This window comes from Micromonospora sp. DT228 (assembly GCF_049841595.1).
In the GTDB taxonomy this organism is placed as follows: domain Bacteria; phylum Actinomycetota; class Actinomycetes; order Mycobacteriales; family Micromonosporaceae; genus Micromonospora.
In genome coordinates this window covers 411,716-433,369 of sequence record NZ_JBNCKO010000004.1, presented here as the reverse complement: position 1 = coordinate 433,369, position 21,654 = coordinate 411,716, and the positions used below count along the sequence as shown (strand labels likewise).

The 21,654-nt window shown below is 70.5% G+C and carries 19 protein-coding genes; 6 read left to right on the top strand and 13 right to left on the bottom strand.

Annotation, left to right across the window (positions count from 1 at the left end):
- Positions 1–61 precede the first annotated feature (61 nt).
- Entirely contained in the window at positions 62–2,044 is a 1,983-nt protein-coding gene (locus ACLQ29_RS11390) for a GTP-binding protein (RefSeq protein ID WP_425771573.1), read from the bottom strand.
- Positions 2,045–2,498: 454 nt separating this feature from the next.
- On the opposite strand from ACLQ29_RS11390, the gene ACLQ29_RS11385 reads away from it, so the two are divergent.
- Positions 2,499–3,767: a cellulose-binding domain-containing protein gene (locus ACLQ29_RS11385; RefSeq protein WP_425771572.1), complete on the top strand. Its 1,269-nt coding sequence runs from the start codon at positions 2,499–2,501 to the stop codon at positions 3,765–3,767.
- Between the two features lie 129 nt (positions 3,768–3,896).
- Here ACLQ29_RS11385 and ACLQ29_RS11380 read toward each other — a convergent pair whose 3' ends face one another.
- A complete protein-coding gene (locus tag ACLQ29_RS11380) occupies positions 3,897–4,364 on the bottom strand; it encodes a cupin domain-containing protein (protein WP_425771571.1) in 468 nt (155 codons plus the stop codon).
- 116 nt (positions 4,365–4,480) lie between these two features.
- Between ACLQ29_RS11380 and ACLQ29_RS11375 the strand changes: the two genes are divergently transcribed.
- Positions 4,481–4,951, top strand: coding sequence for an RrF2 family transcriptional regulator (locus ACLQ29_RS11375; protein ID WP_425771570.1), 471 nt, complete (start codon positions 4,481–4,483; stop codon positions 4,949–4,951).
- Positions 4,952–5,270: 319 nt separating this feature from the next.
- Here the strand turns inward: ACLQ29_RS11375 and ACLQ29_RS11370 are convergent, their stop codons facing one another.
- Complete coding sequence (locus ACLQ29_RS11370; RefSeq protein WP_425771569.1) at positions 5,271–6,521, bottom strand: cellulose binding domain-containing protein; 1,251 nt, start codon at positions 6,519–6,521, stop codon at positions 5,271–5,273.
- A 248-nt stretch (positions 6,522–6,769) separates the two neighbouring features.
- Here ACLQ29_RS11370 and ACLQ29_RS11365 point away from each other — a divergent pair, with 248 nt between their 5' ends.
- Positions 6,770–7,285 (top strand): hypothetical protein, encoded by a 516-nt coding sequence (locus tag ACLQ29_RS11365; protein ID WP_425771568.1) that lies wholly within the window; start codon positions 6,770–6,772, stop codon positions 7,283–7,285.
- A gap of 30 nt (positions 7,286–7,315) precedes the next feature.
- Here the strand turns inward: ACLQ29_RS11365 and ACLQ29_RS11360 are convergent, their stop codons facing one another.
- Entirely contained in the window at positions 7,316–8,335 is a 1,020-nt protein-coding gene (locus tag ACLQ29_RS11360) for a hypothetical protein (protein ID WP_425771567.1), read from the bottom strand.
- A gap of 169 nt (positions 8,336–8,504) precedes the next feature.
- Complete coding sequence (locus ACLQ29_RS11355; protein ID WP_425771566.1) at positions 8,505–8,735, bottom strand: hypothetical protein; 231 nt, start codon at positions 8,733–8,735, stop codon at positions 8,505–8,507.
- A gap of 94 nt (positions 8,736–8,829) precedes the next feature.
- On the opposite strand from ACLQ29_RS11355, the gene ACLQ29_RS11350 reads away from it, so the two are divergent.
- Positions 8,830–9,567, top strand: coding sequence for a TetR/AcrR family transcriptional regulator (locus ACLQ29_RS11350; protein WP_425771565.1), 738 nt, complete (start codon positions 8,830–8,832; stop codon positions 9,565–9,567).
- A 121-nt stretch (positions 9,568–9,688) separates the two neighbouring features.
- Here ACLQ29_RS11350 and ACLQ29_RS11345 read toward each other — a convergent pair whose 3' ends face one another.
- Positions 9,689–10,990, bottom strand: coding sequence for a cellulose binding domain-containing protein (locus ACLQ29_RS11345; RefSeq protein ID WP_425771564.1), 1,302 nt, complete (start codon positions 10,988–10,990; stop codon positions 9,689–9,691).
- A gap of 663 nt (positions 10,991–11,653) precedes the next feature.
- Here ACLQ29_RS11345 and ACLQ29_RS11340 point away from each other — a divergent pair.
- On the top strand, positions 11,654–12,082 hold the full coding sequence (locus ACLQ29_RS11340; RefSeq protein ID WP_425771563.1) for a hypothetical protein: 429 nt from the start codon (positions 11,654–11,656) through the stop codon (positions 12,080–12,082).
- Between the two features lie 20 nt (positions 12,083–12,102).
- On the opposite strand, the gene ACLQ29_RS11335 is transcribed toward ACLQ29_RS11340, so the two are convergent.
- From ACLQ29_RS11335 to ACLQ29_RS11325, 3 genes are all read right to left on the bottom strand, one after another.
- Positions 12,103–13,335, bottom strand: a complete 1,233-nt coding sequence (locus tag ACLQ29_RS11335; RefSeq protein ID WP_425771562.1) for an RNA polymerase sigma factor — start codon at positions 13,333–13,335, stop codon at positions 12,103–12,105.
- Positions 13,332–13,688 carry a YciI family protein gene (locus tag ACLQ29_RS11330; protein WP_393367231.1) on the bottom strand — a complete coding sequence of 119 codons (357 nt, stop codon included), beginning with the start codon at positions 13,686–13,688 and terminating at the stop codon, positions 13,332–13,334. The genes ACLQ29_RS11335 and ACLQ29_RS11330 overlap by 4 nt, the downstream gene beginning before the upstream one ends.
- Positions 13,689–13,932: 244 nt before the next feature.
- Positions 13,933–15,378 (bottom strand): arabinofuranosidase catalytic domain-containing protein, encoded by a 1,446-nt coding sequence (locus ACLQ29_RS11325; protein WP_425771561.1) that lies wholly within the window; start codon positions 15,376–15,378, stop codon positions 13,933–13,935.
- 325 nt (positions 15,379–15,703) lie between these two features.
- Here ACLQ29_RS11325 and ACLQ29_RS11320 point away from each other — a divergent pair, with 325 nt between their 5' ends.
- On the top strand, positions 15,704–16,741 hold the full coding sequence (locus ACLQ29_RS11320) for a LacI family DNA-binding transcriptional regulator (protein ID WP_425771560.1): 1,038 nt from the start codon (positions 15,704–15,706) through the stop codon (positions 16,739–16,741).
- On the opposite strand, the gene ACLQ29_RS11315 is transcribed toward ACLQ29_RS11320, so the two are convergent.
- The 4 genes from ACLQ29_RS11315 to ACLQ29_RS11300 are packed head-to-tail and all read right to left on the bottom strand — an operon-like array spanning position 16,728 to position 21,522.
- Positions 16,728–18,440 carry an amylo-alpha-1,6-glucosidase gene (locus tag ACLQ29_RS11315; protein ID WP_425771559.1) on the bottom strand — a complete coding sequence of 571 codons (1,713 nt, stop codon included), beginning with the start codon at positions 18,438–18,440 and terminating at the stop codon, positions 16,728–16,730. The genes ACLQ29_RS11320 and ACLQ29_RS11315 overlap by 14 nt on opposite strands.
- Positions 18,441–18,472: 32 nt before the next feature.
- On the bottom strand, positions 18,473–19,297 hold the full coding sequence (locus ACLQ29_RS11310) for a carbohydrate ABC transporter permease (RefSeq protein WP_425771558.1): 825 nt from the start codon (positions 19,295–19,297) through the stop codon (positions 18,473–18,475).
- Positions 19,294–20,265, bottom strand: a complete 972-nt coding sequence (locus ACLQ29_RS11305) for a carbohydrate ABC transporter permease (protein ID WP_425771557.1) — start codon at positions 20,263–20,265, stop codon at positions 19,294–19,296. Before ACLQ29_RS11305 ends, ACLQ29_RS11310 begins: the two co-directional genes overlap by 4 nt.
- Positions 20,266–20,283: 18 nt before the next feature.
- Complete coding sequence (locus ACLQ29_RS11300) at positions 20,284–21,522, bottom strand: sugar ABC transporter substrate-binding protein (protein ID WP_425771556.1); 1,239 nt, start codon at positions 21,520–21,522, stop codon at positions 20,284–20,286.
- Positions 21,523–21,654 lie beyond the last annotated feature (132 nt).

Genomic DNA, 21,654 nt, shown 5'->3' with positions numbered 1-21,654 from the left:
GGCGTTGGCGAAACACCTACCGGATGCGTCCATGGTGGACCGACGAAGGGTCTGAGCCGCCTCAGGGCCGGCTCCGTGGTTGGGCGAGGAAGCGGAGATACTCCACCCGGTCGAACGGGTTGCCGTCGGTGCGGGGCCGACACGGCGGGTCGCCGGACACCAGGCGGTCCCCGCCGGGCGCCGACGACCACAGCCCCTCCCCGCTGGACAGGTCCGGCAGCCGCCGCTGCGCCTCCGGTTCGAGCCGCGCCGGCAGCACCCCGCCGATCCGCCAACCGGCGGCGCTCTCGTCGGTGCCGTCGATCCGGGCGCCGAGCCGGCCCAGGTACGACGTGACCGCGCCGAGCCGGTCGGTCGGCACCTCCGCCTCGAACCGGCGGCACGGCTCGAAGACCCGGGTGCCCGCCTCGTCGAGCGCCCGCATGAGGACGTACGGCGTCAGGTCCCGGAAGTGCCCGGCCGTGGTGATCGGCGACCAGTAGCCGCTGTGGGTGAGGGTGACCCGGATGTCGGTGACCGGCCAGCCGTGGCAACCCTGGTCGAGAGCGGCCCGGGTGGCCTCCTCGATGGCCTTGTGAAACGACAGCGGCAGCGAGCCGAGTTCGACCTCCAGCCGGTAGTCCACCCCGGAGCCGGGTTCGACCCGGAGCCCGACCGTGCCGAAGAAGCCGTGCCCGATGATCTCCACCGCCGTGCCGGTGCCGGTTGGCCGCTCGACGTGCATCAGTCGACCCGACCCGAACTCGGCCTCGATCCCGTACGCCTCGGCCAGCGTGGCAGCCAGCACCTCCCGCTGCACCTCGCCGTAGAGCAGCACACTCGTGCCGCCGTCCGGGGCCACCCGGGTCCGGATGAACGGGTCGGTGTCCGCGATGTCCAGCAGCGCGGCGTGCAGGGCCAGCGTCCGGGCCGGATCACGGGGTCGCACCACCGCCTCCAGGGTCGGCGCCGGAAAGTACGACCGCCCGTCGAGGCCGGCCGGGCTGCCGAGCTGGTCGCCGAGGCGTACCCCGGTCAGGCCGGCGACGCGGGCGATGTACCCGGCGGTCAGCGCGGCCGGCGGATGGTCCCGCCCGGTCGGCTCGGCGTGGTCGGTGGCCGCGCCGACCACGTCGAGCCTGGTGATCCGGGCGGGGGTCGCGGTGACCCGGCCGTCCGGCTCCCGGCGGTACGCGACGACCCGCTGGCGGGCCAGGAGCTTCCCGCCGTACGACCGCAGGTACGCCACCCGCTCGCCGGCGGGGTCGCGTTCGATGGCGAAGACCCGGGCCCGCGGCTCGGGTTCCGCCGGTGGTGACGCCGGGAGCAGGGTCGCGATGACGTCCAGCAGCTCCGGTACGCCGGCTCCGGACATCGCCGAGCCGAACAGCAGGGGGTGGATCTGCCCGGCCGCGACCTGGACCCGGAGCGCCCTGTCGATCCGATCCGGGTCGGGCGGCAGGTCGTCCACCAGGGCGGCCAGCAGCTCGTCGTCGTGTTCGGCGAGGGCCTCGGCGAGCCGGTGGGCGCGGCTGTGGTCGTACCGCTGATCGTCTCGCCGGAAGGCGGCCTCGGGGGTGCCGGGCGCGCGGACCGTGCCCAGCGGGGCAACGGTCGGGGTGAGCAGTCGGCGCACGTCCGCGACCAGCTCGTCGGTGCGGGCGCCCACCCGGTCGATCTTGTTCACGAAGATCAGTGTGGGTAGCCGGAGCGATCGGAGGATCCGCATGATCCGTCGGCTGTGCGGTTGCACTCCCTCGACGGCCGACAGCACCAGGATCGCCGCGTCGAGCACCCCGAGCGCGCGTTCGACCTCGGCCACGAAGTCGCTGTGCCCGGGGGTGTCGAGCAGGTTGACCTGGCAGTCGGGCAAGCCGAACGCGGCCACGGCGCTGCGGATGGTGATGCCCCGGCGGCGCTCGATGTCGCCGGTGTCGGTCTGGGTGGTGCCCGCGTCGACGCTGCCGAGCCGGTCGATGACGCCGGTGGCGTGCAGCAGGCGTTCGGTCAGGCTTGTCTTACCGGCGTCGACATGGGCGACGATGCCGAGGTTGATGGTCTGCATGGGCTGACGGGTCCTCGAAAGCTCGCGTCCGGATGGGCGGGAAGGTTTCGAGTCCGCGCATCGCCGTGCTCCCGTCGGTCGTTAGTTGCCCCTGGTGACGCCGGACCGATGGTGGCCCAGGCCAGCTTCGGGTCACGCTGGCACGGCCGGGGGCGACCGGTCCACCGAATAACGCGTGGCCGGCCGTCACGTGGCGTGCTCCCACCCGGACGGGTGACGCTTGATTACATCGCCTCGCGTCAATAGATTGAGGCGGGGCGTCGCCGAGGTTCCGGGTAACCGGGCCGTCGGCGACTGACAGGTCCAACCCGAGCCGGGCACCGCGGTCGTACGCACCGACCAGCCGTTGTGGCGCGCCGCCGCGCCGCATCCAGGGCGCGTTGGCGTGCCGTGTCCGTCCAGGACGCGCGTCGCCGCGCCGCCACCCTCCCGCTCGATGGCAGAAGGACCTCTCATGACGATTCTCCGCGCCCGCCCCGGTCCGACCCTGGCGGTCGTCGCCGCACTGGCCGCCGTGACCGCGACCGGAACGGTCCTGCTCACCAGCCCGGCCGCAGCCGCCCAGGGCTGCCGGGTCGACTACACGCCCAACCAGTGGCCCGGCGGGTTCACCGCAAACGTGAAGGTGTCACCCGGCGACACCGCCGTCTCCAGTTGGACCGTCACCTGGACGTACGCCGGCGACGAACGCGTCACGAACGGCTGGAACGCCACGGTCAGCCAGTCCGGCTCGACGGTGACCGCCCGCAACATGTCGTACAACGGCAGCATCCCGGCCGCCGGGGTCACCGAGTTCGGCGTGCAGGGCACGTACGGCGCCAGCGGTGGCGCGCCGACCGGGTTCAGCCTGAACGGCGTACCGTGCAACGGCGCCGGGCCGAGCCCGACGGGTGTGCCCACCACGCTGAACCCGACGACCCCGCCGCCGACCAGCGCGCCGCCGACGACGCCCCCGCCGACCAGCGCGCCGCCCACGACCCCGCCGCCCACCAGCGCGCCACCGACGACGCCGCCGCCCACCACCCCGCCGCCCACCGGGTGTGCCGGGGCGGTGCTCTGTGACGGCTTCGAGAACCAGACCGGCTCGACGCCGTCCGGCGACTGGACCGTGGTGAATCCGGACTGTTCCGGCGCCGGCACGGCCACCATCGACACGGCCACCACGCACAGCGGCAGCCGGGCGGTCCGGATCAGCGGCGCGGCCGGCTACTGCAACCACGTCTTCATCAGGTCCACCAAGAACCTCGGCAGCCTGGGCAGTGTCCGGTACGGCCGCATCTGGGTACGGCACACCACGGCCCAGCCCACCGAGCACACCACGATGATGGCGATGACCGACGCCGCGGACGGCAACAAGGACCTGCGGATCGGTGGCCAGAACGGCGCCCTGCAGTGGAACCGCGCCTCGGACGACGCGACCCTGCCCGAGCAGAGCCCGGCGGGGGTGGCGCAGAGCGTTCCGCTGCCCACCAACCGGTGGACCTGCCTGGAGTTCATGGTGGACGGCTCGGCGGGTCAGCTCCGTACCTGGCTGGACGGCACCGCCATCGCCGGGCTGACCGCGGACGGCGTACCGACACACGACATCGACGGCCAGTGGTACAACCGCACCTGGCGGCCCCAGCTCACCGACCTCAAGCTGGGCTGGGAGAGCTACGGCGGCGGGGCCGACACCCTCTGGTACGACGACGTCGCGATGGGGTCCAGCCGAATCGGCTGCTGACCCGTCGAGCCGGGTGAGTCCGGCATGGTGGCTCACGTCCCCCTGCGCGTCGATCGGTCGTCGCGCAGGGGGCACGTCACCGCGGGGCGGGGTTCCACGATCCGTCGGCGCGTGGTTGGCGGCTCGTGGTCAGCCGCGCCGGCCTGCCCACAGCGGGCTGTCCACGTAGTGGTTGTCGTAGTGGTCCTGGGTCTCGCGGACGTCCTGCCAGGTGGCTTCGCCCCGGTGCACCGTGTCGAGCAGCCGGTAGTAGTCGAACCGGGGCTTGCCGGGGGTGATCACCACCAGAAAGTCGGCGTCCTGTCCGTCGGCGGGGGCGAAGGCGTGCGGGATGTTCGGCGGGACGAAGAGCGTGTCTCCCCTGTGCAGGGTGTGCAACTCGTCGCCGACGAGCATCTCGAGGGCGCCGTCGAGCACGAAGAACAGCTCGCCGGAGCGGGTGTGCAGGTGTGGTGGCGCGCCGTCGGCGCCGTGCTTGAGCAGGGTGCGATTGCTGGTCAGGGCGCCATCGGTGTGCTCCGGGTCGAGGAGCAGTGTGATCACGCTGGTCGGGTCGCTGTCGAGAACCTCGGCCTGGGCCGCGCGTACCAGTGTCATTGTCGACTCCCTCGATGATCGCTGATTTCTAGACATTAGATGTCCAGGAACGGTCGAGGCCAGAGAGGGTGACACTGATCCCATTTCCTGGACAGGTAGGGTCCAGGATTATGCGGATGAGTCAGGGTGTCGAACGGGCCCTCCACACGTGTCTCAACCTGAGCTGGCTGGACGCCCCGGTGCCGACGGGTGCCCTCGCGGCGTTCTACGAGCTGCCGCCGGCCTACCTGAACAAGTCGCTGCAGGCCCTGGTCCGGGCCGGGATCCTGACGTCGACCTCGGGTCCGCGCGGGGGTTTCCACCTGGCCCGTGCGCCGGAGACGGTCTCCCTGCTGGACATCGTCACCGCGATCGAGGGCCCGGAGGAGCTGTTCCAGTGCGACCAGATCCTCCGCCAGGGGCCGGGGGAGCACGCGGGTGTCGACTATCGGCAGTCCTGCGCGTTCGCCCAGGCCATGCGGGGCGCCGACCTGGCCTGGCGGCGGGAGTTGGCCGGCACGACACTGGCCGACGTCCGGGCCGACGTCGAGCGCGGGCACCCCGAGGCGCCGGCCGACACCCGGGCCAGGATCGCGCGACTGCGCTAGGGCCTGTGTCAAAGCCTTCGGTCGAGCCGAGGCGGAGTCCAGGCGGCGATCCGGCAAGGCGGAGATTCGTCCGGATACCGGTGTTGTATCCGGACGAATCTCCAACGCGGCCGGTCGTCGTCTGGGCCCGCCGCAGGCCGGCCAGGAGCTTTGACACAGGCCCTAGGGCGTGTGTCGGTGTCCAGGCCGGCCAGGGGCTATGACGCGCGCGAGGTGTTCTGCCCGTGGACTTTGCGACTCGGGGGGTGAAGGACCACACCGCGCTCGGCGGGCCGCTGTGGCAGCGGCCCGCCGAGCGGCCTGGTCGATCCGGTGGGCTTCAGTTTCCGGTGCAGGTGGCGGTGGTCCCGGTGCCGTTTCCGGTGCCCTGGAAGCCGAAAGTGGTGGTCTGACCCACGGCGAGTCGTCCGTTGTAGGTCTGGTTCGCGACGGTGATCGTGCCGCTACTGCCGGTGGCAACGCCGTTCCACACCGACGTGACCGAAGCTCCGCTCGGCAGGTTGAGGGAGACCCGCCAGCCGGAGAGCGCGGTGGTTCCCGCGGTGACGGTGACGGTGGCGACGAAGCCACCGTTCCACTGGTCCTGGACGGAGTAGACCGCGGTGCAGGCGGGGGTGCCGCCGGGCGGCGGCGTGGTCGGGGGTGGTGTGGTCGGGGGCGGCGTGGTGGGCGGCGGTGTGGTCGGGGGCGGCGTGGTCGGGGGCGGCGTGGTGGGCGGCGTGCCGTCGTCGAGCGTCAGGTTCTTCTGCTGGACGCTCCACTGGCTGCGGCACAGACCGCAGTTGGGGCCGACGAAGTTGGCGCCGGCGGTGGTGTCGCCCTTCAGCCGCCACTTGAGGTAGAGCACCGCCACCCGGCCGAACTCACCGCCGTTGGGCTGGTCGTACGTGCCGCCGTGCCCGACGTTCAGGTTGCCCATGAAGGCGGGCAGCCCGGCTGGCAGCTTGCCCCAGTCGTCGATGGCGTTCGGGTAGGCGATGTCGCTGGGTCCGCCGACGAAGTAGGCGATCGGCTTGGTCAGTCTCCGGAGTTGGTAGTCGTCGGCGTCGTTCAACAGGCCGCTGCTGAAGATGCCGGTCGTGGTGACGCGTGGGTCGTTGGAGACGGCGTAGGCCTCCAGACCTCCGCAGGAGAAGCCCGCGACGGCGACCTTCGTCGTGTCGATCCTGTTGTAGTACTTGCTGCCCTGCCGGGAGTTCTCCGCGACGGCCCAGTCGATGGACTGGGTGAGCTGCTGGGAGGTGGTGGAGCCGGATCCGTTCGGCGCCCCGTTGGCGATGGCGAGGAAGCCGTGGGAGGCGATCTCGCGGAGGAAGTTGCCCTGGGAGAGGCCGTTGGCCGAGCAGCCGCCGTTGCCCCAGACGACGATCGGAAGGCGTTCGGACGGGAGTGTCTGTGGCCGGAAGATGGTGTGGTTGGCCAGGCTGGTCGAGGTCTCGTAGTCGGCGGGATAGGGGCCGGATCCGCCGATCGCGGCGTCCGCCGGTGTCGCGCCGAGCGCCATGAGCATGGATGTGATCGGGACGACGGCGGCCGCCAGTCCCACGCAGATCTTCGATCTTCTTCTCATTCGCTCCTCCAGCGGATGCGTCGATCACGCTCCTGGCACGCGGGCGTGTCGGCCACCCGATCGCGGGCCCCGCAGGCGGTCCGAGGGGAGCTGTGTGTGCAGTTACTATCACTGTCGTAACGATAAGTGTCAATGTGTGGCCTGACTCGACAGCGCCAGCAGTCGGAGGTCGTCGGCGGGCTCGTGGGGGCTCGCCCGCTCAGGTTGCCGCACCCGCCAAGCCGGTGACGGGGAGGACAATCGCCGGCATGGATCTCGCCGCGATTCGAGAAGACGTCGCTGTCATCGACATCCTCCTCCGGGACATCGGCCACCGTCCGGTGGACCTGACGGATCCGAACTGGCAGGCGAAGCTGTCAGCCGGGCTGCCGCCGGCGGAGGAGGCCGGAGTGGCGGCCGAGGCGGCAGCGGCCCTGACAACTCTGTTGGACGCCTACGAATCCGGTGACGAGGGGGTCAGGGACGAGGTCCGCCAGATCTTCCGGGCACACCGCCACTTTGGTTGGGGCGTCCGCCTCACGGGTCGGTGGTCGTCCCCCGCCGCCGAGTTGCGCCGGCGGCTGGTGCACATCTCGGCCCGGGACCAGTCGGAGGACCCCCGTGACGACCTCGTCGGGATCTGGGAACTGTGCGCCAGGGCGCGCGGACGCGGGGTGGACGTCGCGCCCATCATTCGTGCCGTCGCCGACATCTCCGGCGAGGTCGACCATTACGGCATGGGGTCCACCCGTCTGCTGATCCTGCGGGGCCTGGAACACCGCTGACACCGCGAGGCGAAATCCCCTTGGCTCGGCTCAGGTGGTGGAGGATTGACGCGATCGGGTGGTCAGGGCGTAGCCGGCGGTCGTGACGCCCAGCGCCACGCCCCAGCCGAGGAACACCAGCAGCGTGGCGGTCACCGCCCACCCGTCCAGCAGGTCCGACCAGGGCAGGTCGCCCGCGACCAGCCGGCCGACGAACACCACGCTGCTCAGCACGCCGTAGGTGACGAGCGTGAGCGCCACGGCCCCGGCCGGGGCCACCGCCAGCAGCCGGGGCACCGCGCGCCCACCCAGCCCCGGCACCCACCGCGGAATGTGCTGCCCCCACCGCTGCACCAGCCCGAGAGCGAGCAGCCCGGCGAGCGGTGGGACGACGGTGATCGCCACCCCCGTCGTCGTCGAGAGGGTGTTGTTGATGTCGTGCAGTTCCCGCTCGGAGATGCCGAACGGAACCCCGAGCACCCAGAGCCCGTGTGGTACGGCCCAGCCGACCACCGGCAGCGTGACCGCCACGTACGCCCATCGCCGTGTCCACCGGGGCACCGGCCGGTAGCCGGGAGTCACCGGCCCGCGTCGGGGCCCGGACGCGTTCGCCAGCCCGGTGAACAGGATGCCACCGGCCAGCAGGGCGAGCCGGGCACCGAGGTCACGCCAGTCCGAGGGACGTCCCGCCAACGCCGCCGGGACCTCGAAGAGCAGGTGCAGCGGGAACGCGGTGACCAGCAGCAGTGCCGCCGCGAGCCAGCTACCCGTGGTCGCGGCCCGACCGGGGAAGCGGACCGCGCCCACGACCACAAGCGCGAGGACGACGCCGACTGCCAGCGGTCCCCAGCCCGCCCAGAAGGGCAGTGTCTCGACGCGGTCGGCACCGCATCCCCCGGCCGGATCGACCAGATCGGTCCGGTCACAGGCGGTGTACGCCCATCGGCCACCGGCGATCCAGAACAGACGCAGAGCCCCTTCGCCGACGAGGAAGAGGGCGCACGCCAGCGCCCACGGTCCTACCCGGTCGGCGGCTGGGGGTCGGTGCGGACGAGCGGTACGGTCGGACATGTCACTCCCCTGTGGACGGTCTCGCGCCGGTTAGCCCTGCCGTCCGTCTCGGCGACCAGCAGCCACACACCGGCAGTCATGAGTCGATGATCTGCGGCGGTGGACGACTCCTCCTCCCCGGCGCAGGGGAGCGGGCTCCCTCTGTCGAGGGGGCGGCCGCGGGCTCCGCTCAACGGGCCGTTTCGGAATAGACCTCCACGTCGTAGAGCAGCTGCACGTGGCGGCGGCCGTTGGTGATGCCGACGAAGGTCGGGTCGCCGGCCGGGGTGCGACCCTGGCGCCACGCCTCCGCCCGTGCGGCTTCCCGCGACTCGTGGTGTGTCTTGCCGTCCTGGTGTAGCCGCAGAACGCGTTGGGCGGTGATCCGGTCGCTGTCGAGGTGGATTCGGAGCAGGGGCATTCGCCAACCTCCTTGCCGACGTATCGGATTGCCGTCTGATGTTCAGCTGGCTTACCGACGTTAAGTTTCCTGTCCGCAGGACTAGGGTGGTGCCATGACCAGCGCAGATCCGGGCGTACCGCCGACGCCCCCGGCCGGGCCACGAGAGGGCCGCACGTCACCACCGGTGTGGCTACGCGCGGAGCCATCTCGTCCGCGACGGAAGGCGCCGCTGACCCTCGGACGCATCGTCGACGCCGCGGTGACCCTGCTGGACGAGCGTGGCATCGAGGGTCTGACCATGCGCGGCCTCGCCCAGCAACTCGACGTGACGGCGACGGCCCTGTACTGGCACGTGACGACGAAGGACGACGTCCTGGACCTGGCCGTCGACCGGATCTTCGGCGACGTGACCATCCCGGACGTGAGCGACGACTGGCTGGAGGACGCCCGGCTCCTCGTCCGAGCCTGGCGCGCCGCGATGTTGCGCCATCCCTGGGCGCCGAATCTCATCGGACGTCCGATGCTCGGCCCCAACGTCCTCGCCCGCACCGAGTTCCTCCAGGCGGCGCTCGTGCGCGGCGGCTGTCGCGGACTTCCGCTCGCGGTGGCCACGCGGATGCTTGCCAACTACGTCATCGGTGCCGCGCTCACCGAAGCCACCTGGCACCAGACCGCGGACCCGCGGGCGCGGGCTGCCGCCCGCGACCACATCGCCGCGCGGGCCGACGAGTACCCGACCCTCGACGCCTCCGGCCACCTCGACGACACCCGATGGGACGACGACCTGCTGTTCGAGGAGGGCCTCGACGGGATCCTTCGGGCAGCGGCGCGGTCCGGGCTGCCGCGCTGACCGGCGCGCCGCCGGCGGGACCGTGCGGACCGTCCACCAGCTCACGCGGCTCTGGCGCACGACCCCGACCGGCCCGGAGGCCCGGAGCCACTGGCTCCGGGCCTCCGGTGTCGCCCGTCGATCAGGGGCTGGTGCAGGTGATGTTTGCGGGTGGGGTTGCGCTGTCGCCGGTGGCGGTGAACCCGAAGGTGGCCGACGCGTTCGGAGCCAACGTGCCGTTGTAGGCGGCGTTCCGGACGGTGACGCTGCCGGTGGTACCCGTGTTGGTGCCGCTCCAGAGGCTGCTGATGGCCTGGCCACTGGCCAGGGTCAGGCCGACGGTCCAGCCGTTGATTGTGGCGGTGGTGTTGTTGGTGACCGTGACCTCACCCTGGAAGCCGCCGGGCCAGTTGTTGACCATGCGGTAGGTGGCGACGCAGCTGCCCGGCTCCCCGGTCGGCGGCGGGGTGGTCGGCGGCGGGGTGGTCGGCGGCGGCGTGGTCGGGGGCGGCGTGGTCGGCGGAGGGGTCGTGGGGGGAGTGGTGGACTGGAACTGACTGAAGAACCTCCAGATCTCCCCCGAGGTCCAGGTCCTGGAGTCGTTCGGGCCGGACCCGTCGACCGGGCTCGGGGTGTGGTCGCCGTCGAACGCGGCCCACTGCACGGGATACCCCGACCGGCAGCCCGCGTAGGTGGTGGTGATGTGGGTGCCGCTGCCCCGGCTCGGTTCGCGCGGGCTCTGGGCGGTGCAGCCGTTGTTCCTGACGAACGTGTCGCGTAGCGCCCGGCCCTGCGAGATGTTCAGCACGCTGTCGTAGATGCCGTGGATGCCGAAGTAGGGGACGGGTTGGGTGCCGCCGTTGCAACCGCTGAGATTGGCGCCGGACAGGACGGCGACCGCGCGGATGACCGTGGGTCGGGCGCAGGCCACGGCGTAGCTCATCGCCCCGCCGTAGCTCCAGCCCAGGGCGAACCGTTGGGTCGTGTCGACGCAGAGGTCGTTCTCGACCTGCCGCGAGATGTCGTCGAAGAGGGTCAGGTCGCGACCGTTGGTGTTGGCCCAGCCGGCGTTTATGCCCTGGGGCGCAACGAAGATCGTGGTGTTGTTCGACAGCGGCGCGAGCCCGTAGTAGCCGGCCGAGGCGACGTTGCTGGCCGAGCCGTTCAGCCAGTGGAAGCCGAAGACCAGCCGGTACGGGTTGTTCCGGTCGTAACCGTCCGGGATCCGCAGGATGTAGGTGCGACTCTGGCCGCTGCTCTGGATGGTGCGTGTCCCGTTGGTGAGCGTGGGGGCCTTGCCGCAGCCGGCGGTGGCCGCGAGCGTGCCGTTCGTCGCGGCCACCGCCGCTCCGCGCAGGCCGCCGTTCAGCACGCCACCGGCGGTCGCCGCCAGGAGAACCGCCGCGCCCGCGATGAACGAGAGGACTTGTCTATGTTTCGCCATTGCCTGACTCCTTGCCGCTTGTCGTCCTGTGGTGGTGGTGAGCGGTGCCGGCGACCGCCGGCCGTGCCCGTTGTGACACCGAGGTTGTGGGTGGCGGCTCACACCCCACCGTCCGCTCGCCGTCAGCGAGACGGATCGGGCCGGCGCGGCGGGCACGGGTGGTGTGCGGGCCGTACCGCCGCTGTCGGGTTGCCCGCGACGGGAGGGGGAAGCTGGGGCATGCGGTCGGACCGAGATCGTCCGCCAACCGCCTGCGCTCGCCTGGCATCGGCGGAGCGGCCCGGACTGGTCACCGACTGGCAAGGGCGGCCGGAGGGCGTCGCCCTCGGCGTGCCTTGTCGATCGACTCAGGTGATCGGGAGCGTGCCCTTCACTCCCGCGCCAAAAGATAGCATGTCATCTATATAATGCTCAACCGCCCGAGTCGTTCCCAGGCGCTCTGAGCAGGCGTCGCTCGTCAGCCTGCCGCCTTCTGCCGCAGCCCCTACCGGACCGCACGAGTGGCCGGGGGTGAGGCGCTTGCCTGCCGTGTCAAATCCACGCTGACGGCGTACCGTCAGGACGAACACCCGCGCCAGCTCGCCAACTCGTCGCGAAAGAAGTGGCCGGTCCACACGTGCGAGGCGAGAGGCCCGCTGACGTCATGAGGACGGGGGAAGCGAAATGAACGTCGCTACCATAGTCGGCGGCCTCGTCGCGCTCTTCGTTGTCGCCGCAGCGATCGTGAGTCTGCGCAGACGTGGTACCACTCCCGACTCCGTCGGTCAGCTCCTGAGACTCCTCGCGGTCGCCGCCACCGCCTGGATCGTCGTTGCGCTGGTGCCGTTCACGATCGAGGACAGCGGTGCTGCCGCCTTCTACCTGTTGGGTGTGCCGGTGGTCGCGGTGATCTGTCCCCTCATCGCGGACCTGGCCCACCGTGCCGTCGCCACGACCACCACGGTCGGGGCGCTGGTCATGCTGGCGTGGGCGCTCCTGCTTGGCCTCGGCATCGGTCTCCGGTTCGCCCTTCCGGCCCTGCTGCTGGGGGCGGCGGCGATAGCCACCATGGCCAGCCGAGGCGCGACGGCGCCGAGCAACCAGGATGCCTGAGGTCGGCTGCGGCGCCGCCCCTACCTTGGCCGCTTGACGTCGGTCAACCGATCGCTGAGGAAGGCGCGTTCCACGTCGTTGTCGGTAAGGGTCAGCGCCTCCTCGTAGGCAGTCACCGCCTGGGGCCACCGCCGCAGCTGGCGCAGGAAGTCGGCGCGGGCGGCACTCAGATATCCGTAGGTGGCCAGGGCCGGATCGGCGAGCATCGGCGTGAGCGCGTCGAGTCCGGCCTCGGGGCCGTCGCGTAGCCCGATCGCGACGGCGCGATTGAGGCCGACGACGGGTGACGGCCACAGCCGGAGCAGGGCGTCGTAGAGCCCGACGATCTCGTTCCAGTCGGTGTCCTGCCAGGTTGGCGCCTCGGCGTGCACGGCGGCTATGGCGGCTTCCAGGGCGTACCGGGTCGGTGGCCGTCGGCGCAGCGCGTCGGTCAACAACGACAGGCCCTCGCCGATGAGCTGCCGGTTCCAGCGTGTGCGGTCCTGCTTCGACAGCAGCACCAGCCGCCCGTCGGCGGACAAGCGGGTCTCCTGCCGTGCCGTGGTGAGCAGCAGCAGTGCCAGCAGGGCGCTGATCTGGGTGTCGGTCGGCATGAGCAGGTGCAGCATGCGGGCCAGACCGATCGCGCAGTCCACCAGGTCCTGCCGCACCAGGTGCGCGCCCACCGGTGCGGTGTGTCCGGTCGTGAAGATGAGATGGACGACCTCGAGGACGGCGCCGACCCGCTCGCCGAGTTGGTCCGGGCCCGGTACCCGGTACGGGATGCGGGCCGCGGCGATCTTCCTCTTGGCCCGGGTGATCCGGGCAGCCATGGTGGTCGGTGGCACCAGGAACGCACGCGCCACCTCCGGTGTGGACAATCCGCACACCAACCGCAGGGTCAGGGCGACCCGCGCCTGCCGGGACAGTGCGGGGTGCACGCAGGTGAAGATGAGGCGCAGCCGGTCGTCGACCAGACCATCCTCGGGGCCCGGCACCGTCTCGTCCGCGACGAGCAACGGCATCTTGCGACGGAACACCGACTCACGGCGCAGGACGTCCCGGGCCCGGTTGCGAGCGATGGTGGTGAGCCAGGCGCCCGGCCGGTCGGGAATGCCGCTCTCGGCCCAGGTCTCCAGGGCCTGTGTGAACGCGTCCTGGGTGCACTCCTCGGCGAGGTCGAGGTCGCGGGTCAGCTGGGCGGTCGTGCTGAGCACCTGGGCCCAGTCGCGGCGGTGCGCCTGCGCGACCGCCGCGACGACCATGTCGTTCATCCGTGGTCGACCACCGGACGGATCTCCACGCCGCTGTGTGCCGCGCGCACCTCGGGCAGCAGTGCCGCGAGAGACAGCACCTCGTCCAGGTCGGCCGCCTCCAGCAGGTAGTAACCGCCGAGCGCCTCCTTGGTCTCCAGGAACGGCCCGTCGGTCGTGTCGAGCTGGCCGAGCGCGTCCGAGCGCAGTGCGGTGGCCGTGGGCGCCGGTTCCAGCTGTTGACCGCCGAGGATCCGCTCGCCGGCCTCGGCGACGAACGCCACGTGGGCGGCGTCGTGCGCCTTCCACTGCTCGTCGGTCATGGCGTCCCACTGCTGCGCGTCCCCGTAGATGAGGATCATGTACTTGGCCATGTCTCGTGTCCCATCGTGTGCTGGCCCCGTCGGTCGTGGCCTTTACTCTGACGACGAGCCAGCAGGGCTCTGGATCGACAGCCGGGACGACATTCTCGATCCGACGACCGGAGGATCATCGCAGGCTCCGGGTTCCGGTCACGAGTGCGCGGGCGACGCGGCCGGCCGCGGTGCGGGCGGAAAGGAGGGGCCGCCTCCGCGGTGTGCGCGGAGGCGGCCCGACCGACCGTGTGGTGACGCGGGTTCAGCTACGGGTGGACCACTGCTGGTTCTGCTGTCCGTTGCAGGCCCAGAGGAGGAGTTTGGTGCCGTTCGCTGTCCCCGCGCCGTTGGCGTCGAGGCAGAGCCCGGACTGGACGCCGGTGATGGTGCCGTTGGAGTTGATGTTCCACTGTTGGTTGGTGCCCCCGTTGCAGTCCCAGATGATCACCTGGGTGCCGTTGGTGGTGCCCCGGCCGCTGGCGTCGAGGCACTTGTTGCCGTACACCTGGAGTTGTTTGCCGGCGGTCTGGGTCCAGCGTTGGGCGGTGTTGCCGACGCAGTCCCAGAGTTGCACCTGGGTGCCGTTTGTGGTGGTGCCGTTCGGCACGTCGACGCAGCGGCCGGACTGGCCGCCCACGACCTGCACGCCCTGTTGCGGGTTACCGCCACCGCTCGGTGCGTACGCGGCGGCGGCGATGTTTGCCTGCACGGCATCCTCGGTCACGGCCGTCGGGTAGCCGGAGGTCAACACACCTTCGAAGAAGGTGCCCCGCCCGGTGATGCTGTTGTCGCCGCCGATGCCGAGCAGGATGGCCCCCTCCTTCTTCATCGGGTGGTAGCCGTTGGGGCGACGCCCGTCGAAGTAGGTGGTCAGGCCGCCCGACTGCGCGCTTCCACCCCGGATGGCCCAGTGGTTCGGCTCGCCCTTGACCATCGCGGTGACGAAGCGGTGGTTGATGGACGCGATGTTGTTGTACCCGGCGTTCACCCCGGAGAACAGCCCCCACTCCAGGTCGGCCATGATCCACGGCCCGGCGCCGGCGCCGTAGCCCCACTGCTTGTTGGCACCGAAGTAGACGGTCTCCATGATGGCGCGCTCGTCGGCCAGGTTGTTCGTCTGCGCGTTGCCGTAGTCGAAGCAGCACCACTGGTTGTAGTGCGTGCCGTCGACGACGGCGTAGATGCCCTCGGGCTGGTCGCCGGTGGCGACACCGTTTGTGTTGTTGTTGCGGTAGCCGGTGCCCGGGGCGATGTAGACGCCGTACGCCTTCTGGCCACCGACGGTGATCGGGGCCGCCTTCGCGTCGGCGAGGTTGTCATATCCGCCGGCAGCGGGGCCGACGAAATAGCCGGGGGGTGCCTGGGTGAGGCGGTTGTTGCGGCCGGACTGGTCGTAGAGGATGGTGATGACGCAGTTGGTGTTGGCGCAGAACGTGTCCTGCGTGGCGGCGTTGACGTAGCCACCCTCGCTCAGCACGCCGATGTCGCGGGTGGTGTTGTCCGAGGACCGCCGGACCTGGTAGAGCGGGCCGTTGTACGCGCCGTACAGCGCGCGGGTGGTGCTGTGCGCGGCCACGCACGGGGTGCCCCCCGAGGCGTAGATGTCGCACGGTCCCGTGCCGGCGGCGTGGGCGACGCCCGGCGCGTCCGAGACCACGTAGATGCTGGCACCGATGGCGAGAACCAGCATGGTTCCCGCAGCGGCCATCAGGCGACGCAAGCGTCTTTTCACATTCATTGGATCCTCTCGGCGGTGTGGTGGGGTGCGGTGGTAAGCGACATCACACGTCACACCTTTTTACATTAATGTGCATCCATCTATTGCGCCACCTTCCGCGGCCCGCGCGTCCGGTTCGGCGCCCACCGACATCCATCTCGTCAGGCACCGGTTCCACGACGTGTCGGAATCGCCGGCTGTGCCCGTGCTGGCTGCGGAACTTCCGGACTCGGGCCGAGGATTCCGGACGGATATGCTCGTCAGCGAAAGACGGTGCGTCCCCGTGTCGGGGCAATAATCGATTCGAGGGCGCGGTATGAACATCGGGGAGATCGCCCGTCGGGCGGGGGTGTCCCGCAGCACCGTGTCCTACGTGCTGAGCGGGAAGCGGACCGTGTCGGAGACGACCCGGCAGCGGATCCAGGCGGTCATCGACGAGCTGGACTATCGACCGAACGCCAGTGCCCGCGCGCTGAAGGAGGGCCGCACCCGCACCCTCGGCCTGGTGATTCCCCCGGCGAGCCAGCGGCTGACCGACATGCAGTTGGGGTTCGTCGCGAGCGTCGTCGAGGCGGCCGCCCGCCACGATCTCGATGTGTTGCTGTCCCCGTCCGGTGGTGACCATGACCGGTCGTTCGAGCGGATCGTCACCGGGCGTCGGGTGGACGGCGTGGTCCTGATGGAGATTCGCCTGGCGGACGACCGGGTGACCCGCCTGACCAGGGCCGGTCTGCCGTTCGTCACGATCGGGCGGATAGCCGAGCCGCACGAGATGAGCTGGATCGACATCGACTACTCCGGGCTGATCGCCCGCTGCGTGCACCACCTGGCCGATCTGGGGCACCGGCACGTGGCGCTCGTGAACCGCTCCGCCGAGCTGGTGGCTGCGGGTTACGGCCCCAGCCATCGAGCGCTGGCCGGCTTCCGGGCCGCGGCGATGGAACGGGGCCTGACCGGTGTGGAGGTCTGCAGCGGCGACGACACCGCCGCCGGCGAGGCGTGCGTGGAACAGTTGCTCGTGACACATCCGGACGTGACGGCCGTCGCCACCATCAACGAGGCCGCGCTGCCCGGCATGCAGCGCGCGCTGACCGGCGCCGGCCTGTCCGTGCCCCGCGACTTCTCCGTCACCGGTGTCGCCGCCCAACACTGGGCGGAGGACTTTCGCCCCCCGTTGACGGCGGCGGACGTCCCGATGGTCGAGATGGGCGCCGAGGCCGTGTCGCTGCTGCTGGAGAGCATCGCCGCCCCCGACGCCGTGCCACGCCACCGGCTGTACAGCCCGCCCATCTCGTTGCGCTCCAGCACCGGTCCGGTGCGGGCCCGGAGAGTCGACGCGGCTACCCCTTCGTGACCCGCCGTTCCTCCTGACCGGCGGCCAGGATCAGGTAGCTGCTGGCCGTCCAGGTGTACGCGCGGTCCCGGAGCCCGGCCCCGGTCTCGGCGTCGAAGTTCTCCGCGAACCCGGACTTCTCGCACAGCGCCAGGAACCGTCGACTGATCTCGTCGGCGACCCTGGTCTGCCCGGCCCGCCGCAGGCCGTCCTCGACCAGGACGGTGGAGGGTGCCCAGATCGGGCCACGCCAGTAGCCGTCGGCGAGGTAGTGCGCCGAGTCGACCGGCTCGGTGGCCAGCCCGTGGGTGGTCAGGTGGGTTTCGACGCCCCGGGCCAGCGCGGCGGCCACCGGGGCCGGCAGGTCGGCGCCGAGCGCGACGGGCATCAGGTCGAGCAGGCTCCGACTCGCCCGCCGCTGGCCGGTGTGCGGATTGCGGGCGGTGAAGCGTTCGCCGTCCCACAGGTCCCGCAGCATGGCGCCGTGGATCCGGTCGGCCTCCCGGGACCACTGCTCGGCGGGCTCACCCAGCTCGCCGGCGAGGTCGGCGAGGCAGCGCAGCTGGGACACCAGGAACGCGGCGAGGTCGGCCGTCTCGAGGACCCGGTTGGCGTCGAAGGTGGTCGCGTTGTCCCAGCCGCTGTCGTTGCCGTGCTGGTAGTGGGGCAGGTCGTGGCCGGGGGCCCGACGCGCGTCGAGCCAGAACCGGGTCCAGCGGGCCAGCCGCTCGTACGTCTGCGTCAGCGCCGCCCGGTCCGGTGGCTGGGGAAGGCGGCGACGCAGGTGCCGCAGGGCCCAGCCGTGGATGGGGGGCTTGACGTAGTTGTGCAGGACCTCGGAGTGCGTGACCGAGTCGGGTAGGGCACCGGCCTCGTCCTGGTGGTCGAAGGGCAGCTGGAACTGGTGCCAGGCCAGCTCCGGCTCGCCGGCGGCCAGGGCGATCGCGTTGAAGCAGTGGTCCCAGCTCCACACCTTGTCCATCCAGTGCTTGGACATCAGGACCGCGGGCCGGGTGACGAAGCCCGCCGGGGCGACGGTGGCGGACCACAGGACGTAGGCGGCGAGTTCGGCGGCCGGGGTTTCCGCACCGCGCCACGGTGCGACAGCGTCGACGAACGCGGTGAACTCGGCGGCCCGGTCGCGGCACAGTTGGTCGAAGGTGGCCGCCCCGGCGTACGGGCGGCGTGCGGTGGCGTACTCCTCGATCGCGATCTCCCACGGTTGGTCGCCGGGAAGGTCCACGTGTCGGTCCGCGCTGCCGAGCGCCTCGACCCCCGCGGTGCGATGGAGCGCTCCGGAGAGAACGGTGACCCGGTAGCGGCGACCGGTCTCGTACGAGGTGAACACGTGGGAGCCGTCGACCGGGTCGTGGTAGAGGTAGGTGCCGCTGAACGGGGTGAGGGTGGGCGCGGCCGCTGCCACCCGCAGGCCGAGGCGTCGGCCCCGGATCCGCAGGGTGTCCGGGCCGTCGTAGACAGCCTCGATCCGGTCGGTGCCGTTTCGCCAGGTCAGCAGCGCGGGTGTGGCGACGATCGTGGCATCGGCCGCCGCGGGGGAGAGCCGCAGTACGGGGTGTAGCCCGGTCTGGTGGGAGACCAGGTGCAGATCGTCGGCGTACGTCTTCTCGGCGACCACCGGGGAGATGTTGAACCAGGCTCCTCGGTAGCTGAACGGGATGTCCTGGACGGGGAACTCCGGACCGGACGGGGCGACGGTCATGGGTGGCGGGTGCCTTTCTGTGGTGCGGGTGGTCAGTCCTTGACGGCGCCGGCGGTCACGCCCATCGAGACGTAGCGCTGGGCCAGGATCAGCAGCACCGCGGCGGGGATGGAGGCGACGACAGCGGTGGCCATGATGGCGTTCCACTGCTGGTTGTTGTTGCCGATGTAGTGGTAGATGCCGAGGGTGATGGGCTGCCGGTCGCCGCCGCCGGCGAGCGTCGAGGCGAAGATGAAGTCCGACCACGACCACAGGAACGCGAACAGCGACACCGTGACGATCGAGTTGCGGCTGACCGGAAGCACGATCGACCAGAAGGTCCGCAGCCGACCGGCGCCGTCGACCACGGCCGCCTGGAGCAGCTCGTCGGGGATTCCGGACATGAAGGCCGTGAAGATCAGCACGGCGAACGGCACCGCGAGCGTCGAGTCGGCCAGGATCAGTCCGGGCAGCGTGTTCAGGACGCCGAAACTGAGATAGATGGCGTAGAAGCCCATCGCCATGATGATGCCCGGGATCATCTGCGCGATCAGCAGGACGAAGCTCAGTGCCGTGCCGCCGGGTGGCCGCAGTTTCGCCAGCGCGTACCCGGCGGGGGCGGCCAGCGCCACGGTCAGCGCCACCGTGCCGAGACCGACCAGGAAGCTGGTGCCGAGGTAGGGCAACTGCTGGTCGAGGACGGCCCGGTAGCCGTCCAGCGTGCCGTTGGTCGGGAACAGGTGTGGGGGACTGGCCCGCATGTCCTGGTCCCGGGTGAAGGACACGTTGATCATCCAGTAGACGGGGAAGAGCATCAGTCCGGTCAGCACCAGACCGACGGCGGTCTTCCACCAGACCCGAGGTGTGGAGGTGGTCATGGCTGGTTCTGCCTCCGCTGGATCCGGATGTAGACGAGCCCGGCGATCAGGGCCATCACGATGAGCAGGTTGCCGACGGCCGCACCCGGACCGAACTCGGGCAGCAGGTTGCCGAAGCCGAGTCGGTAGGACCAGGTCGCGAGCGTGGCGGAGGAGTTGCTCGGGCCGCCCTTCGTCATGATCCAGATGATGTCGAAGACCTTGAGCGTGTAGATCAGCCCCAGCAGCAGCGTGATCGCGGAGACGGGGCGGAGCAGCGGAAAGGTGATCCCCCAGAACCGTTGCCAGCTCGACGCGCCGTCCAGCGCGGACGCCTCGTACATCTCGACCGGAATCGCCTGTAACCCGCTGTACAGCACCACCAGGTTGAACGGGATGCCGATCCAGATGTTCGCGATGATCACCGAGGCGAGCGACCAGCCCGGCGAGGTGAGCCAGTTGACCGGGTCGATCCCGACGACTCCGAGCGCGGCGTTGACCAGCCCGGAATCACTGTTGAGAAGCCACGACCAGGTCGAGGCCGAGACGATCAGGGGCAGCAGCCACGGTACGAGGATCAACGCCCGCAACGTGCGCGACAGCGGGAAGTGCTGGTGGAAGAAGAGCGCCAGGGCCATGCCGATGGCGAACTGGAAGACGAGCGACGCGCCGGTGAAGATCAGGGTGTGCGACAGGGTGGACCCGAAGGCCGGATCGGTCAGGACCGTCCGGTAGTTGTCGAGGCCGGCGAAGGGCGCGCCGCCCTGCACGAACGAGCGGACGGTGTACTCGCGCAGGCTCAGGTCGAGATTGCGGTAGAGGGGGTAGGCGTAGAAGGCCACCAGGTAGAGGGTGACCGGCGCCAGGAAGCCCCACGCCAGCCATCGGTTGGGCCGGCGGGCGCGGGACGGCGGAGGCCCGGGAGGGGCGGACTTCGCCGCCCCACCCGGATCCGGTACGGCAGTGGAGCTGTGTGTCGAGGGGAGCATGGTGTCGGTTCGGCGCGGTTACCTGGTCGCGGCCTGAGCGGCGGTCAGCGCGTCCTTCGGTGACTTTCCACCGCTGAGGGCCGACTGCACCGCGGTCCACAGCGATTCCGAGATCTTCGGGTACTTCGTGCCGAGGTTGTCACCGGTGCGGCCCTTGGCCGCCCGGACCGCCTCCACCCAGACCTTGAGCTTGGGGTCGGAGGCGGCCTGCCGGTCCTGCACGGCGGCGACGGGTGCGACGTAGGACAGCGTGGTGTCGGTGGTGAGCAGGTTGTCGGCGTTGGTGAGGCAGGCGACGATCTTCTGCGACGTCTCGTACCTGGCGGTCTTCTTCTGCACCGGAATGGAGACGAACTCGCCGCCGGTGGGCGCCGGCGCCGGCCCGCCCGCGCTGGCCGGGATGGCGATGGTGCCGTAGGAGAAGCCGAGCTTCTCCGCGTTGGCCAGCTGCCAGGTGCCGTTCTCGGCGAACGCGAAGTCGCCGGTGGCGAACTCCTGCCAGCTCGTGGTCTGGGTGTTGTTGATGACCGAGTTCGGGGCGAGGCCCTGCCGGAGCCAGTCGGTCCAGAGCGTCAACGCGGACACCGCCTGCGGTGAGTCCAGGCTCGTCAGTTGGGCGCCCGAGCCCCAGAACCAGGGCAGGAACTGGAAGCTGCCCTCCTCGGTGCCGATCGCGGAGAAGGTGATGCCCTTCTTCCCCTTGGCCTTGACCGCGTTCAGTGCCGCGGTCAGCGACGCCCAGTCCTTGATCGAGGCCGGATCGACGCCAGCGGCCTTCAGCAGGTCCTTGTTGTAGTAGAGGGCGAGGGTGTTCGCGCCGATCGGCACCCCGTACGTCTTGCCCGCGCTCTGGCCGGCGCCGAGCAGGTTCGGCGCCATGGCCGAGACGTCGAGCTTGTTGTCCTCGGTGGTGGTGAGCGCCCCGGCCTCGGCCAGTGTCGAGATGACCGGGTTGTCCACGATCAGCACGTCCGGCGAGTTGCTCTGCTGGGCGGCGAGCAGGGCCTTGTTGGTCAGGTCGGTGGTGTCGTAGCCGGTCCGCTCGACGGTCGCCGCCCCCGCCGAGGTGCCGCACTTCTTGAGCAGTGCGACCCACTCGGAGTCGGCGGCGAACTGCGGATACGGGTCCCAGACGAGGTAGGCGCCGCCGTCGCTGGCCCCGTCGTCGGAGGACGATGAGCAGGCGCTGCCGGTCACCGCGGCAAGGGCTATCACGGCGACGGCGGCCAGGCGCCGTCGACGACTGAGTCCTGTCATGTGTTGCCTCACTTCAGTCGATCGTCAGGTGGGTGTGCGGGTTGACCGTCGCGGGGTCGGACACCGTCCGACCATGAGGCGAACCGATTCGACAAATCGGTTCGCACGAAGATAGGTCCGCCGCTGTCGGCA

Bases quoted from the DNA above. Each gene is read 5' to 3' on its own strand.
- ACLQ29_RS11350 (WP_425771565.1), top strand. From the start codon at position 8,830: ATGACCAGCGCAGATCCGGGCGTACCGCCGACGCCCCCGGCCGGGCCA.
- ACLQ29_RS11380 (WP_425771571.1), bottom strand. From the start codon at position 4,364: ATGACACTGGTACGCGCGGCCCAGGCCGAGGTTCTCGACAGCGACCCG.
- ACLQ29_RS11305 (WP_425771557.1), bottom strand. From the start codon at position 20,265: ATGCTCCCCTCGACACACAGCTCCACTGCCGTACCGGATCCGGGTGGG.
- ACLQ29_RS11310 (WP_425771558.1), bottom strand. From the start codon at position 19,297: ATGACCACCTCCACACCTCGGGTCTGGTGGAAGACCGCCGTCGGTCTG.
- ACLQ29_RS11345 (WP_425771564.1), bottom strand. From the start codon at position 10,990: ATGGCGAAACATAGACAAGTCCTCTCGTTCATCGCGGGCGCGGCGGTT.
- ACLQ29_RS11385 (WP_425771572.1), top strand. From the start codon at position 2,499: ATGACGATTCTCCGCGCCCGCCCCGGTCCGACCCTGGCGGTCGTCGCC.
- ACLQ29_RS11320 (WP_425771560.1), top strand. From the start codon at position 15,704: ATGAACATCGGGGAGATCGCCCGTCGGGCGGGGGTGTCCCGCAGCACC.
- ACLQ29_RS11355 (WP_425771566.1), bottom strand. From the start codon at position 8,735: ATGCCCCTGCTCCGAATCCACCTCGACAGCGACCGGATCACCGCCCAA.
- ACLQ29_RS11365 (WP_425771568.1), top strand. From the start codon at position 6,770: ATGGATCTCGCCGCGATTCGAGAAGACGTCGCTGTCATCGACATCCTC.
- ACLQ29_RS11325 (WP_425771561.1), bottom strand. From the start codon at position 15,378: ATGGCCGCTGCGGGAACCATGCTGGTTCTCGCCATCGGTGCCAGCATC.
- ACLQ29_RS11335 (WP_425771562.1), bottom strand. From the start codon at position 13,335: ATGAACGACATGGTCGTCGCGGCGGTCGCGCAGGCGCACCGCCGCGAC.
- ACLQ29_RS11340 (WP_425771563.1), top strand. From the start codon at position 11,654: ATGAACGTCGCTACCATAGTCGGCGGCCTCGTCGCGCTCTTCGTTGTC.
- ACLQ29_RS11300 (WP_425771556.1), bottom strand. From the start codon at position 21,522: ATGACAGGACTCAGTCGTCGACGGCGCCTGGCCGCCGTCGCCGTGATA.
- ACLQ29_RS11330 (WP_393367231.1), bottom strand. From the start codon at position 13,688: ATGGCCAAGTACATGATCCTCATCTACGGGGACGCGCAGCAGTGGGAC.
- ACLQ29_RS11390 (WP_425771573.1), bottom strand. From the start codon at position 2,044: ATGCAGACCATCAACCTCGGCATCGTCGCCCATGTCGACGCCGGTAAG.
- ACLQ29_RS11315 (WP_425771559.1), bottom strand. From the start codon at position 18,440: ATGACCGTCGCCCCGTCCGGTCCGGAGTTCCCCGTCCAGGACATCCCG.
- ACLQ29_RS11375 (WP_425771570.1), top strand. From the start codon at position 4,481: ATGAGTCAGGGTGTCGAACGGGCCCTCCACACGTGTCTCAACCTGAGC.
- ACLQ29_RS11360 (WP_425771567.1), bottom strand. From the start codon at position 8,335: ATGTCCGACCGTACCGCTCGTCCGCACCGACCCCCAGCCGCCGACCGG.
- ACLQ29_RS11370 (WP_425771569.1), bottom strand. From the start codon at position 6,521: ATGAGAAGAAGATCGAAGATCTGCGTGGGACTGGCGGCCGCCGTCGTC.